Below are 13,070 nucleotides of genomic sequence, written 5' to 3' on the forward strand. Positions count from 1 at the left end.
ACACCAATACCACAATGGATATTCGTGCGAAACAGAAATTTCAATATACCGGATATTAATCCGTTATCACGCCACTATCCATGTTGCACAACTAAAAAGGCTCTGGAAGGTTCATCAGCCGAAATGCTGTGCTCAACGTCAGCTGGATAACGCGCCGTATCACCAGCGATCAGATGATCGCTCGCCAATCCACTGGCAACCGTCAGCTTACCTTCAATAAGAGTTAAATGCTCACGCGTACCGGTAGTATGTGGCTGGCTGGCGAGCACGCCGCCGGCCTCAAAGCGAAGTTCATAAACTTCATGCTTTCCAACTTCTTCGGGCGGCGATAAAATACGGATAGCGCAACCATTGCCATGATTTTCAATCGTTGGCACGGCATCGCCGCGCAATACCTCAATGCGATCACCCTGGCTATCGGTAAGCAATCCAGCAAAATCAACCTGCAACGCGCGCGTCAGGTTCCACAGTGTCGATATTGTCGGCGATGATTCACCACGTTCGATTTGGCTCACCATGCTACGCGACACGCCCGACAGCTTGGTGACAGCATCCAACGACAGCCCCTTTGCACGGCGCGCCTCTTTCAAGCGCGCAGGCAATAGCGTCAATATTTCATCTGTTCTTTCCATAATGATGCAAGATAGATGCGTCGCCACATTTCGTCCATAGAGACATATCGCACATTCGTAGTTTACTGTTGGAATTTTAAATGTAAAAAATATTTGACAGAATGTCATTTATTTCATACTCAAAGACAAATATATAAGACCCTTCTGTATTATGCTTTTCTAAATTGAGGCTCACATGAACTATCAAGATCGCAACAATATCGTGTCGATCATTGTCGGCTTGACTGTAAATAGTTACATCATCTTCCGGCTTTTTGAGATGAACGCCGCAGGCCAATTCGATGGACCAGATGCCATTAATGTTTGGGCGCAAATGGTGGTCTGGATGATTCCAATTGGGATCATTAGTACGATCATCGGCACCATTTTATTTAACATCGGTTACGGCATTATAACTGGAAATGAAAACCCAAGTCTTCTGGTCGATGAACGTGACAAGATGTTTGAACAACGCGGCACCATGGCCATCGTCATACTGATTGGGCTGGGGTTTGTCGCATCCATTCTTGCCCTTGCTTTGGGCTGGTCTGCCGTTGTTGGGTTCAACATTATTTATTTTTCTATGGCGCTCGGTTCGCTCACTGCCGATTTTGTAAAATTTATTAGTTATCGGCGGGGTTATTAAAACATGGCCAAATTAACCATCACCAATAATCTTAGGCGTCTTCGTTTTGACGCCAATGAAATGACACAAAAAGATTTAGCTGAAAAAGTGGGCGTAACGCGCCAAACAATTGTTGCTATCGAAAATGCCAAATATTCCCCTACGCTTGAGTTAGCAATTTTGATTTCACGCGTCTTTGGCAAGCCCTTAGAAGAAGTGTTCAATATTGAAGATGCCGCCTGACAGCGCTGCGTTCAAAATGGATTCAATCAACTATCATACGGCCTTGTGTTTCCTATGATCTGAATAGATCGAGTGCAAACGCGTGGTTTAAAAGGATACTCACATGCTTATTCGCCCTGCACGGTTTTGGAATTTTATGGCGCGTGGTTATGCACGCCGCCCCGTAAAAGATACCAAATCCTACCAGCACAAACTGGATATTACAGCGAGCTATTTACAGCCCACAGATACGGTTTTTGAGTTTGGCTGCGGAAGCGGCACAACGTCACTCATCCATGCACCACGTGTATCACATATTGACGCGATTGATTTTTCATCTGAAATGATTGCGATTGCAACCGAAAAGGCAAGCGCCAAGGAAATTCAGAATGTGAAATTTTTCGTTTCCACTTTGCAAGATTGGCCCCAGCCACAAAACGGGTCTCGTTATGATGCCGTGCTCGGCATGTCGATTCTTCACTTGCTACCCGATCTTGATGATGCGCTGGCGCAGGTCCACAAATTGATGAAGCCCGGTGCATATTTTTTCTCATCAACAGTATGCCTCGGCGATATGAATGCCTTAATTCACCTTGCATTAGCGCCCTTTGGTGCTCTTGGCTTAATCCCAAAAGTGTTACCGCTGAAAGCAGATGAATTGGCAGAACACATGATGGCTCATGGCTTTACAATTGAAAGCACATGGCACCCAAAAGATGATGCGACTGTATTCATCGTCGCAAGGAAACCTGTTTAACTGAGCATAAGCTGCTTCACATTCTATTGCGTCTTAGCAACCAGACAAAGAATATCCCGCCGATCAGGCCTGTAACGATACCGATGGGCATATCCTCTGGTGCCATAATTGTGCGCGCAATGATGTCCGCCCAAAGAAGAAAGATCGCTCCGACAAGTGCGCTGATGGGTAAAACGCGGTAATAATCGCCGCCGACCAACATGCGCACAACATGCGGCACCATGAGGCCGACAAAACCAATCACGCCAGAAAATGCGACCATCACGCCTGTGATCAGGGCACCGATCACGAAAATTTCCAATCTAAACCGCGCAACGGATATACCAAGCGTTGATGCGGTTTCGTCGCCAATTGTCATTGCATTGAGCTGTGCTGCGCGAACCCAGAGCCAGAAGCCGCACGTTGCAAGTACGACTGCCGGATAAACCAGCTGAGACCACTGTGCGAGACCAAGGCCACCTAACATCCAGAAAACTACGGTATGCGTCGCGCGTGGGTCGCCAAGGAAGATAAGAACATTGGCAAGAGCCATAACGATGAATGAGACTGCAACGCCTGTTAACACCAAGCGGTCTGCCGTTGATGCGTCTGCTACGCGGGCCACGCCAAGAACAATCGCTGTTGCGGCAAGAGAACCGGCAAACGCCAATAATGGCACGGTGAGCAAACCCAAAAACAACCCCGTATGCAGAAGCGCAAAAATAGCGCCGAAAGCACCGCCCGATGAAATGCCAAGCAAGTGAGGATCGGCCAAAGGATTGCGTGTGACCGCTTGGAGACTGGCACCGACCAATGCCAGCCCTGCGCCAACCATTGCAGCTAACAATGCTCGCGGAAAACGAAGATCCCAAATAATCGCTTCGCGGCCTGCTGACCATGTTACGTCTATCAAACCAGGATAGAGTTTGTTGGCCAATACCCCCCAAACAGTTGATGATGCGATAGAAACGGCACCAACGTTGATTGCAAATGTTACCGAAATCAGCAACACGATAAAACCTGCGATCCAGACCACAGGCAATGCATGTAGAGATTTTATACTGCTTGCTTGGCTCATAGCCTAATTATTCCCAAAAGCAGAAGCGAGCTTTTTAATTGCTTTAATATTGCGTGGTCCCGGCGTTGCCTCAATATATTCCAGAACAATAAAGCGGTCGTTTTTCACAGCATCAAGATTGGCAAAGGCTGGATTTGACATCATGAATTCGTGCTTTTGTTCGGCTGTTACATCGCCATAATTCACGATCACTATTATTTCTGGATTCCGCTCAACAACGGCTTCCCAGCCTATCGTTGTCCAACTTTTTTCAAGGTCTTCAAGAATATTGACCCCGCCGGCGGCTTCTATCATTGCCGTTGGCATGGCGTATCGGCCCGCTGTAAACGGCGTGCTTTCTCCGCTGTCATATACAAATACGCGCGGTGGTGTGGCACCCTGTTTCAACGTTTTGGTAATTGCCTCAAGTTCAGATTTATAGCCGTCTACAAGCTCTTGTGCGCGCTCTTCAACCTCGAAAATTTTACCGAGATTGAGCAAGTCATTATACATGTCATCCATAGATACTTTCGGTTTTTCACCGATGTGAATGCAGCTCTCTGTCAACTCGTAGACCTTGATGCCGAATGGCTCCAGCGTGTCTGGCGTCACTTCACCGCCGACCTTCATGCCATAATTCCAACCAGCGAAAAGAAAGTCCGCATCAGCGCCGATAAGTACCTCTTTTGTTGGATATTTCTTTGCAAGCTCGGGCAATTCTTTAACACCAGCCCGCATTTCTTCATCCAACTTTGTCCAGCCGGAAATGCCTGAATAACCGACCATACGATCTGCAAGGCCCAGCACCAACATCATTTCGGTCAAATTGACATCATGTGAAACTGCGCGCTTTGGTGGCGCATCAAAAGTAACCGTGCGGTTACAACTTTGAACGGTCGTTTCGGCAATCGCTGCCGTTGAAGTGAATGCCAATATAGCAAGGCTGAGTACAGCTTTATTCATGTCAGGTTCTTCCCATCAATGTATAAGTAAAATGAAGACGATCGGTAGGCATGAGCTTTTCGGATTGTGCAGAAACATTAAAAGCATAGGAAACCGATTGATTGGTCAGCACCGTTTCAGGCGGCCCGAATGCAAGCACAGAACCTTGCTTTAAAAGCAAAATCTCGTCGCAGACCCCTGCCGCCATATTCAAATCATGCAAACTGGTTACAATGGTCATATCCAGATCGCGAATGAGCTCTATGATTTCTAACTGATGCCTAATGTCGAGGTGATTGGTAGGCTCATCAAGGATAAGCAAATTTGGCTCTTGCGCGAGCGCTCTGGCCACCATTGCGCGTTGACGTTCGCCGCCCGACAAAGTGCCAAAGCGACGACTTGCGAATTCCGAAAGTTCAAGTTTACGCAGTGCCGAATCCACAATGGTAGAATCGTTTTCGTTCTTCGCTGATAATATGCTGCGGTATGGCGTGCGCCCCAATTCAACGATTTCTCTTACCGTCAGCGCAAAGTCTGTCGGCTGCTCTTGCAATACGGCGGCAACGTTTTGAGCAACCAGCCTTGGTGACAATGCCCAGATGTCGCGTCCATCAATCTCAATGCGCCCTTGCGACGGTTTTTGATAGCGATACAGCAAGCGCAGAAATGTCGATTTACCTGCGCCATTAGCGCCAACAACACCCATAACGCGCCCAGCATTCAAGCTTAAAGAGAGCGGCTTTAGAATTGGGTCGCCGCGGCGTGTATTCCAGCACGCGTTGATAACGTTCAGCTTTGCTGCGCTCATTGTAAAACCTGTTCCATCTCTTCATTCGCAATCATGGCCGCTGGTACACGTGCCAATGTAGAATGGCGCAATTTTCCGGGCCTATCGGTAGAAGAACACCATCCATCTTGTAGACGTGCGTATTGATTTGCGAATGCGATAAGATCGTTGATATCTTCATTGGGATCTATATCGCCAAAAAGATAAGTCGCTTTTTTCGAACCGTGAAAGGCGACCGTGCATGGGCGGCTACAACCCGCCATACAGGCAACGCCTGAAACAGAAAAGTCCTCACATACAGCATCGCCTGCAGCGTCAATAGCTTTACGCAATTGCTCAATTAGCTCGTAGCCCGGCCGGCAATCTGTATTTTTATGTCTACATGAGACACAAACGGTGATACGATGATTTGATTTTTTTGAATGGGCCATGATGCCCTCCGCAATGAGCGGGAGGCGCGCAAGTAATCACTGACGATGATCCGGTGAACCGGTTATACATGTCCATGCTCCTTGCTGGGACACCCCGCCCAGGTTGAATTGATCTGACATGGCAGGTCTCCTGACTTGCGGGTCTCAGCTCCCTTGAACCTTCCCGAAACATTTGTTTCAGTGGTCAAACTCAAGGTTACTCACCGCTCACAGTTGCGGGGGCAGTCATGGATTTAGCGCCTGTTGGCTACACCTCACCATGTTCCCTTTTAATCTGCTGCCCGTTTAAGGGTACGCAGAACCATATAAAGAGTTCTGTCAGAATATCCGTTTGGCGACAAGTGATTTTTAAGCAGATGGCACGTTGTTTGCTATTATGCGAAGAACTGAAACCAGACGAGCAAAACCAATGTGCCCCACACGATCATATTAACAATTGATCTCAACATACCGCCGTCTTCTTCGACAGTCATACCAACCTTACGTCGCACGAGATCGCCTGGGTACAGAAAGGCATTAAGTAGCATTTGGCCTAATTTTGTCATCGCAGTTCCACCTATTGGTTTTCACGAACTTCATGAAGATTTTCACAGTCATAGCTTGCAGCGACTTTAAAAGCAATATATTATATACTTCTTTATAGGGTGACATTATGCGACTGAATGTTCAAACCGATTACGCCTTGCGGCAGCTGATGTATCTTGCCGTTAATAGTGAGCGGCTTTGCACCATCCGCGAGATTGCCGATTATTTTGAAATATCCAACAATCACATGATCAAAGTTGCCTATCTGACTGGCAAAGCTGGCTTCGTGCATAGTGTGCGCGGACGCTCCGGCGGCCTAAAGCTAAAACTGCCCGCTAAGCAAATTATCATTGGTGATGTCGTGCGCAGTATTGAAGCAGATTTCGCAGTCGCTGAATGCCACCAAGGCGGCAAATGCAACAAATGCGTTATTACGCCCTCCTGCAAATTAAAGAACGTTCTCAACAATGCGGTACTGGCTTTTCTAGCCGTGCTTGATGACCACAACATTGCAGACCTCGTCGAAGGCAATGATGATTTAAAGCAACTACTTTTTCAGGAGATTGCCTGATGCAAACTTATGTTCACAAAACGGCAGCAGAGCGTCGCGCAGAGATTCAGGCGCGCGCCAGCTCTTTGGGCATCGATGAGGATTATATTTCACTGCTTGTGGAGAGCTTTTATAATCGCATTCGCAAAGACGAAATATTGGGGCCTATATTTGCCGCCGAGATCACAGGCGATTGGGGCCCACACCTAACTAAGATGAAGCAATTCTGGTCATCCGTTGCACTAAATTCCGGAAGCTATTCCGGCAGGCCCGTTCCGGCGCATCAAAAATTGAGCGGTATATCACCGGAATATTTTGACAGATGGCTCATGCTATTCCGCAGCACCTTGGAAGAGACAGCACCATCACATGAGGCAATCGGCTATTTCATGGAGCGTGCAGAACGCATTGCAGAAAGTCTCAAGCTCGCTATGTTTGGGCATCTTGAGATCCCCAAACGGAATATATGATCTAATTTTCTTCTCTAAGCTGGTTTTACAGCCCGCAACGAATACCTATATGCCGCCCTACTAAAACAAACAGCTTGCGCATAGTCTGGCATTTCACAGCACAACAGACCTTACTGTGGGCGGCCTCTACTCATAAGGATAATTCGATGTTGAAGAAATTAGGAGCTGCGGCAGCGATTGCCGTTTTAATGGCAACCTCAGCTTTTGCTGATGATGCTAAAACACTACGCGTTGGCATGTCCGGCGGCTATTTTCCTTTTACCTTTGTTCAAAAGGGTGAGCTTCAAGGTTTTGAAGTGGACGTGATGAACGCCGTTGGCAAAGAAGCCGGATTAGAAATCGCGTTTGAAACAATGTCATTTTCCGGTCTTATTGGCGCGCTTGATGTTGGCCGGATTGATACAATCGCCAACCAGATTACCATTACGCCAGAGCGCGAAGCCAAGTTCGACTTTACCCAAGCCTATGTGATTGATGGCGCACAAGTTGTCGTCAAGCGCGGCAATGATGCGATCAAAGGTGTCGAAGACTTACGCGGTAAATCCGTCGCGGTAAATCTTGGCTCAAACTTTGAAGAGCTGCTCAAAGAACTGCCCTATGCAGATGAAATCAATATTCGCACCTATGAATCTAACATTGCTCAAGACGTAGCGCTTGGCCGTGTTGATGCCTTTGTCATGGACCGTGTCTCATCCGCACAGCTTATCAAAGAAAGCCCTTTGCCTTTGGCCCTATCCGGCAAGCCATTTTCTGAATTGCGCAACGCCCTTCCCTTTGCCAAAACAGAACAGGGCAAAGCACTTCACGATAAGGTTGATGCTGCGCTGACAACCTTAAGCGAAAATGGTACGTTGACCGAAATTTCAATGAAATGGTTTGGCACAGACATTACCCGCCTAGAAGAGTAGACTAAATATGCAAGGACTGGATCTTTACTACATGTTCGAATTGGTGCCGGTGATTTTGGGCTATGTGCCGATCACTATCGGCATCGCCGCCGCCAGCATGGTGCTCGCGCTTGCCTTGGCCATTTTGTTGGCGGTAGAGCGTGTGGTCAAAGTTCCGGTTCTTGATTGGTTTGTTGTTTTCTTCATCAGCTTTTTCCGCGGCACACCGCTGCTGGTACAATTGTTTTTGTTCTATTATGGTTTGCCGCAAGTGCTGTCAGTATTGACGCAAATCAACGGCGTTACAGCCGCAATTTTGGGCCTGACGCTGCATTTTTCTGCCTATATGGCTGAAAGCATTCGTGCTGCAATTACCGGCGTGGACCGCAGCCAATGGGAAGCTGCTCATTCGGTTGGCATGACCCAAGCCCAGATGATGCGCCGGATTATTCTGCCGCAAGCAGCACGTGTCGCCTCGCCGACACTGATCAACTATTTTATTGATATGATTAAGAGCACATCTCTCGCGTTTACATTGGGCGTCACAGAGATGATGGGTGCTGCGCAAAAAGAGGCCGCCAGCAGCTTTTTATATTTCGAAGCCTTCCTCGTGGTTGCCGTTATCTATTGGATTATGGTCGAGGTTTTAAGCCAAGGACAAAAGCGGTTGGAGATTTCTCTTAACAAGGCTTATGCACGATGATTAGCATTCGCGGGCTGACAAAGCGTTTTGATAAAACAACTGTGCTGAACGAAATTGATCTGGATATTGCAGATGGCGAACGCGTTGTGATTATTGGCCCGTCCGGTACGGGTAAATCCACCTTATTGCGCTGCATTAATTTTCTCGACAGGCCACAAAGCGGGCAAATTCAAATCGACAATCTTCAAGTCGATGCCAAGAAAGCCACAAAATCAGATATTCTTGCGTTACAGCGCAGTACCGCTTTCGTGTTTCAAAACTATGCTCTTTTTGCCAACAAAACGGCAAAAGAAAACATTATGGAAGCACTGGTAACGGTGCAAAAAATGCCCGAAGCGGAGGCTGAACAACGCGCAATGTCTGTGCTTGCCGAAACAGGGCTTACAGATAAAGCAGACAGCTACCCATCGGCGCTCTCTGGCGGGCAACAACAACGTGTTGGCATTGGCCGCGCGATGGCTTTGCAATCAAGTCTCATGTTGTTTGATGAACCAACATCAGCGCTCGACCCTGAATGGGTTGGCGAAGTGCTTGACTTGATGCGCCGTGTTGCCGAGCGCAGACAAACCATGCTCATCGTGACACATGAAATGCAATTTGCTAAAGAAATTGCTGACCGCGTGGTCTTTATGGATGAAGGGCGTATTGTTGAAGCTGCGCCGCCTGAACAATTGTTTGGCGATCCCAAAGATGAGCGTTTGCAGCGCTTCTTGCGGCGCATAAACCAATAGATATCACGGAAAGATAATCACCAATGCATATTACCAAGCTCGATCATGTCAATATTCGTACCACTCAGCTTGATGTGATGGTGAAGTGGTATTGCGATGTTCTGGGTATGAAAAGCGGGCCAAGGCCCGACTTTCCTTTTCCTGGCGCTTGGATTTATGCAGGCGATAATGCTGTGGTACATTTGATCGGCGTTGAAAATGATGCCGGTGCAGGTTCGGAAACCTTGCTCAAGCTTGAACATTTTGCTCTCAGCGCAACTGGTCTTGCTGCATTTGAAGAAAAGCTCAAGTCACGCGGAGAAGAATACCGCCGTGGCGAGTTGCCAGATTTCAAGATTGTACAAATCAATGTGTATGATCCCGATGGCAATCACATCCATGTTGATTTTCGCACAGACGAAGAAGTCGCTTAATGAAGCAAACGATTTGTTTCTTTAGGGGCCTGCAACGCTCAAAGCCTGGCTGAGTTGTTATGGACAAGTTCTGTCAGAAAATTTGCGACAACGCGCACGCGCGCTGAATTGACAAGATCGGTGTGGATCGCGAGCCAAAACTCCTGCACGATTACATCAGCATCACTGGGAACATTGCGCAAAACAGGTTCAGCATCTCCCATAAAACACGGTAGAACCGCTAAACCCAATCCGGCTCGTGCGGCAGCAAGTTGTGCGTACAAACTCGATGTCACGAGTGCAGGCGCTCGTCCTTGTAGCACTCGATTAATCCACTGCGCTGCGGGCAAGTCGCCGTAATGTTCGGGCCATGAGATAAATTCATCTTCATCAAAACGCCCCTTATCCTTTTCCTTGCTTTCGGCTTGCCTGCGCTCAACGTAACCTACTGATCCATAGAGGCCATTATGCATCGTACCGAGCCTACGAATGGATACATTGCCTTGTGTTGGCCGAACCATTCGCAACGCCAAATCGGCTTCGCGGCGGTTCAAGTTTACGGCCCGAATGTCGGTTAAGATTTCGAGCCTGAGTTTAGGGTGCTGTGCGCGAAAATCAGGCAAGGCGGGTATGATCAAAAAATTTGCAAGGTTCTCAGTGGTCGCCAATAATACGCGCCCTTCCACGTTTCCGCTTGCTTCTGCCCGACGTTCAAACGCTATGCTGGCTTCCTCAAACGCCTCCGCACGGGCGATGAGGCCTTCGCCTTCATCTGTCAGCACATAGCCGGTCTGCGAGCGCTGGAAAAGATGAACCCCCAACGTTCCCTCCAGCGTCTCAATTCGCCGCCCAACGGTTGACGCGTTTACGCCAAGCTTTTGCGCGGCTCTGTTTAAGCTACCTGTTCGCGCAACAGCAAGAAAATCGCGCACAAGGTTCCAATCCATGTTTTGCATATTTGCAGGATAGCAGTGCACCAGTGAACGTTCAACAACGTTCAGCGCAATGCTAAGTATCATTCATGATGAATAATGAGGAACCAAACATGCCTATTTCCCAATCTTTTCCTAGCCGCACTCTAGGCTCCGTTAATGGTGGTTTGCAGGTATCTGCGCTTGGCCTCGGCTGCATGGGTATGAGCGAATTCTATGGTGCGCGCGATGACACACAATCCATGGAGACACTTAATCGCGCGCTCGACCTCGGCATCCGTTTTCTGGACACAGCAGACACTTACGGTCTTGGACATAATGAAGAGCTGATTAGCCGCCTAATCACCGAGCGTGGCCGCGACGCGATGACGATTGCCACCAAGTTTGGCATTCAGCGCGAAAAAGGTTTATATGCCCGTGATCTGAACAATGATCCCGCCTATGTACGCTCTGCTTGCGAAGCCTCGCTCAAACGGCTCGGAACGGACAGAATCGATCTATTCTACATTCACCGCGTCGCAGCCAATCGCCCGATCGAAGAACCAATGGGCGAATTGGCGAAGCTCGTGGCTGAAGGTAAAATACTGCATATTGGCATCTGCGAAGTCGGCACTGAAACGCTGCGCCGCGCCCACGCCGTTCACCCTATCACTGCATTGCAGAGCGAATATTCCCTATGGACCCGCGATCCCGAGGATGGTGTGCTGGCGATGTGCCGCGAACTCGGCATAGGTTTCGTGCCATATTCTCCTTTAGGCCGCGGTTTTCTAACAGGGCAGATGACGACTACGGATGATCTGGACGATGACGATTTCCGCCGTGCGCATCCACGCTTCGCGGAAGGGAACTTCCAAAACAACCTCGCAATAGTTACCCATGTAAAGCAGCTTGCCAAAGAAAAGGATTGCACGGCTGCACAGATCGCCCTCGCGTGGGTCTTAGCGCAAGGCAAAGACATCGTGCCTATTCCGGGCACCAAGCGCATTCCCTATCTCGAAGAGAACGCGCGCGCGCTTGATGTCACGCTAACCACTGCCGATCTTGACCGGCTCGACAGATTGGTGCCGTCTGGTGCTGCGCATGGCGAACGTTATACGGCTGAAGGCATGAAAGGGGTCAACGTTTAAGTTGTTTTGCCCCCTAGAGACCGCCGTCAATATGTGGACTTGGAGAGCGGCCGCACCATGGGAAGCCAGCTGCTGCTTCCATGATGAGCGTCACAGCAGTCGAAAGCATATCAAAAACGCGACAAGACCCGCTATGCCTCGGCGCTTTTAGCGCCGGGGCATTTTGTTTTATAGCGATCTATGGCTTAGAAGCGCATGCCATATGTGACATTGACAGATGCTTTGGCTTTATTGCCAAAATCGCCCTGCCCAACTTTGAGAACGCCGGACAAAGTGCTGTTCTGGCCAAACCCATGCGAATAGCCAACCAATGCGAAGCCACGGTTGGTGTTGCGCGGCAATGCGCTGGTCTCTTTGCTAAATGGAAGCCGTCCACACGTGGTAATAACCTCGATAGATTTCTATCGGTTTCCAATGCAAAATTTGCAACAGAGATCACCAGATTTTGCACACTCCCTGTCCGATGCCAACCTCTTCGTGATTCAAAGCGCTTGCGCTCAACTTTCGTGTTCGACCGTCGGCACTTTCCAACCATGTCCATTTCACCTGCGAAATGACATCGCGCGCTGATTTCACCAATCTTGCGAACCGGCGGCGGCGTTGACCGGCAGATGTCGCGCGCATTGGAACAGCGGGGATGGAACGGACAGCCAGAGGGAGGAAAGATCGGGTTCAGCACCTCGCCTTCCAGCACAATCACCTCGCGGTTACGCCGTTTCGGGTCGGGCAGGGGCACGGCCGAGAGCAGGGCAACGGTATAAGGGTGCTTGGGGTTGCGAAACACTTCGTCGGGCGGGCCCTCCTCGACCACCTGGCCTAGGTACATCACGATCACCCGATCTGAGATATGTCGCACCACTGACAGGTCATGTGCAATGAAAAGATAGGCTAGCCCCAGCTTGTCCTGCAAATTCTTTAGCAGGTTCACCACCTGCGCCTGCACCGAAACATCGAGCGCCGAGACTGCTTCATCACAGACGATCACTTCAGGCTCAAGCGCCAGTGCGCGGGCGATTCCGATCCGCTGACGCTGGCCGCCAGAAAACTGATGCGGATAGCGATCGGCGTCCGAGGGATTCAGTCCGACCAGAGACAACAGTTCCGCTACACGCGCCTCGCGCTTCTCGGGGGATACGATCTCAGGAAAGACCTGCCATGGTTCGGACAGGATGCGGCGTACGGTGAAACGCGGGTCGAGCGAACTGTAGGGATCTTGGAACACCACCTGAATATGACGGCGCAGCTTCTGCATTCCTGCTTTGGGCAGATCGAGGATATTCTGCCCATGATAGCGCACTTCCCCCCCCAGTCGGCTCATTGAGACGCAACACGGTGCGGGCGA

General features: G+C 49.4%; 18 protein-coding genes and 1 riboswitch. Of the genes, 10 read left to right on the forward strand and 8 right to left on the reverse strand.

The genetic code is table 11. From position 1 onward, the window contains the following. Positions 1–74: 74 nt before the first annotated feature. Positions 75–632 carry a helix-turn-helix domain-containing protein gene (locus C504_RS0109160; RefSeq protein ID WP_018689037.1) on the reverse strand — a complete coding sequence of 186 codons (558 nt, stop codon included), beginning with the start codon at positions 630–632 and terminating at the stop codon, positions 75–77. Positions 633–807: 175 nt separating this feature from the next. Between C504_RS0109160 and C504_RS0109165 the strand changes: the two genes are divergently transcribed. From C504_RS0109165 to C504_RS0109175, 3 genes are all read left to right on the forward strand, one after another. Beyond that, on the forward strand, positions 808–1,257 hold the full coding sequence (locus C504_RS0109165) for a hypothetical protein (protein ID WP_018689038.1): 450 nt from the start codon (positions 808–810) through the stop codon (positions 1,255–1,257). A gap of 3 nt (positions 1,258–1,260) precedes the next feature. Continuing rightward, positions 1,261–1,479, forward strand: coding sequence for a helix-turn-helix transcriptional regulator (locus C504_RS0109170; RefSeq protein WP_018689039.1), 219 nt, complete (start codon positions 1,261–1,263; stop codon positions 1,477–1,479). A gap of 103 nt (positions 1,480–1,582) precedes the next feature. Then, positions 1,583–2,215 carry a class I SAM-dependent methyltransferase gene (locus C504_RS0109175; protein ID WP_018689040.1) on the forward strand — a complete coding sequence of 211 codons (633 nt, stop codon included), beginning with the start codon at positions 1,583–1,585 and terminating at the stop codon, positions 2,213–2,215. Between the two features lie 16 nt (positions 2,216–2,231). On the opposite strand, the gene C504_RS0109180 is transcribed toward C504_RS0109175, so the two are convergent. The 5 genes from C504_RS0109180 to C504_RS18755 all read right to left on the reverse strand — a co-directional run bounded on the left by C504_RS0109180 (position 2,232) and on the right by C504_RS18755 (position 5,956). Beyond that, on the reverse strand, positions 2,232–3,272 hold the full coding sequence (locus C504_RS0109180; protein WP_018689041.1) for a FecCD family ABC transporter permease: 1,041 nt from the start codon (positions 3,270–3,272) through the stop codon (positions 2,232–2,234). Between the two features lie 3 nt (positions 3,273–3,275). Beyond that, the gene (locus C504_RS0109185; RefSeq protein ID WP_018689042.1) at positions 3,276–4,214 is read right to left on the reverse strand and encodes an ABC transporter substrate-binding protein; all 939 of its coding nucleotides are present in this window, start codon (positions 4,212–4,214) and stop codon (positions 3,276–3,278) included. A gap of 1 nt (position 4,215) precedes the next feature. Further along, positions 4,216–5,001, reverse strand: coding sequence for an ABC transporter ATP-binding protein (locus tag C504_RS0109190; protein WP_018689043.1), 786 nt, complete (start codon positions 4,999–5,001; stop codon positions 4,216–4,218). Beyond that, positions 4,998–5,411, reverse strand: coding sequence for a DUF1636 family protein (locus tag C504_RS0109195; RefSeq protein ID WP_018689044.1), 414 nt, complete (start codon positions 5,409–5,411; stop codon positions 4,998–5,000). The genes C504_RS0109190 and C504_RS0109195 overlap by 4 nt, the downstream gene beginning before the upstream one ends. Before the next feature lie 103 nt (positions 5,412–5,514). Then, positions 5,515–5,732: riboswitch (cobalamin riboswitch) on the reverse strand. A 53-nt stretch (positions 5,733–5,785) separates the two neighbouring features. After that, positions 5,786–5,956, reverse strand: coding sequence for a hypothetical protein (locus C504_RS18755; RefSeq protein WP_018689045.1), 171 nt, complete (start codon positions 5,954–5,956; stop codon positions 5,786–5,788). A gap of 107 nt (positions 5,957–6,063) precedes the next feature. Here C504_RS18755 and C504_RS0109205 point away from each other — a divergent pair, with 107 nt between their 5' ends. From C504_RS0109205 to C504_RS0109230, 6 genes are all read left to right on the forward strand, one after another. Further along, positions 6,064–6,507: an Rrf2 family transcriptional regulator gene (locus tag C504_RS0109205; protein WP_026317348.1), complete on the forward strand. Its 444-nt coding sequence runs from the start codon at positions 6,064–6,066 to the stop codon at positions 6,505–6,507. After that, positions 6,507–6,956 carry a group III truncated hemoglobin gene (locus C504_RS0109210; RefSeq protein WP_018689047.1) on the forward strand — a complete coding sequence of 150 codons (450 nt, stop codon included), beginning with the start codon at positions 6,507–6,509 and terminating at the stop codon, positions 6,954–6,956. Before C504_RS0109205 ends, C504_RS0109210 begins: the two co-directional genes overlap by 1 nt. A gap of 146 nt (positions 6,957–7,102) precedes the next feature. After that, positions 7,103–7,864, forward strand: coding sequence for an amino acid ABC transporter substrate-binding protein (locus C504_RS0109215; RefSeq protein ID WP_018689048.1), 762 nt, complete (start codon positions 7,103–7,105; stop codon positions 7,862–7,864). Positions 7,865–7,871: 7 nt separating this feature from the next. Then, positions 7,872–8,546, forward strand: a complete 675-nt coding sequence (locus tag C504_RS0109220; RefSeq protein WP_018689049.1) for an amino acid ABC transporter permease — start codon at positions 7,872–7,874, stop codon at positions 8,544–8,546. Then, on the forward strand, positions 8,543–9,277 hold the full coding sequence (locus tag C504_RS0109225; RefSeq protein WP_018689050.1) for an amino acid ABC transporter ATP-binding protein: 735 nt from the start codon (positions 8,543–8,545) through the stop codon (positions 9,275–9,277). Before C504_RS0109220 ends, C504_RS0109225 begins: the two co-directional genes overlap by 4 nt. 23 nt (positions 9,278–9,300) lie before the next feature. Further along, positions 9,301–9,690, forward strand: coding sequence for a VOC family protein (locus C504_RS0109230; RefSeq protein WP_018689051.1), 390 nt, complete (start codon positions 9,301–9,303; stop codon positions 9,688–9,690). A 38-nt stretch (positions 9,691–9,728) separates the two neighbouring features. Here C504_RS0109230 and C504_RS0109235 read toward each other — a convergent pair whose 3' ends face one another. Then, positions 9,729–10,688, reverse strand: a complete 960-nt coding sequence (locus C504_RS0109235; RefSeq protein ID WP_018689052.1) for a LysR family transcriptional regulator — start codon at positions 10,686–10,688, stop codon at positions 9,729–9,731. Between the two features lie 26 nt (positions 10,689–10,714). On the opposite strand from C504_RS0109235, the gene C504_RS0109240 reads away from it, so the two are divergent. Continuing rightward, positions 10,715–11,728: an aldo/keto reductase gene (locus C504_RS0109240; protein ID WP_018689053.1), complete on the forward strand. Its 1,014-nt coding sequence runs from the start codon at positions 10,715–10,717 to the stop codon at positions 11,726–11,728. Between the two features lie 178 nt (positions 11,729–11,906). On the opposite strand, the gene C504_RS17520 is transcribed toward C504_RS0109240, so the two are convergent. Further along, positions 11,907–13,046 carry an ABC transporter ATP-binding protein gene (locus C504_RS17520; protein WP_245555149.1) on the reverse strand — a complete coding sequence of 380 codons (1,140 nt, stop codon included), beginning with the start codon at positions 13,044–13,046 and terminating at the stop codon, positions 11,907–11,909. Positions 13,047–13,070: the final 24 nt, after the last annotated feature.

This window comes from Ahrensia kielensis DSM 5890 (genome assembly GCF_000374465.1).
In the GTDB taxonomy this organism is placed as follows: Bacteria; Pseudomonadota; Alphaproteobacteria; order Rhizobiales; family Rhizobiaceae; genus Ahrensia; species Ahrensia kielensis.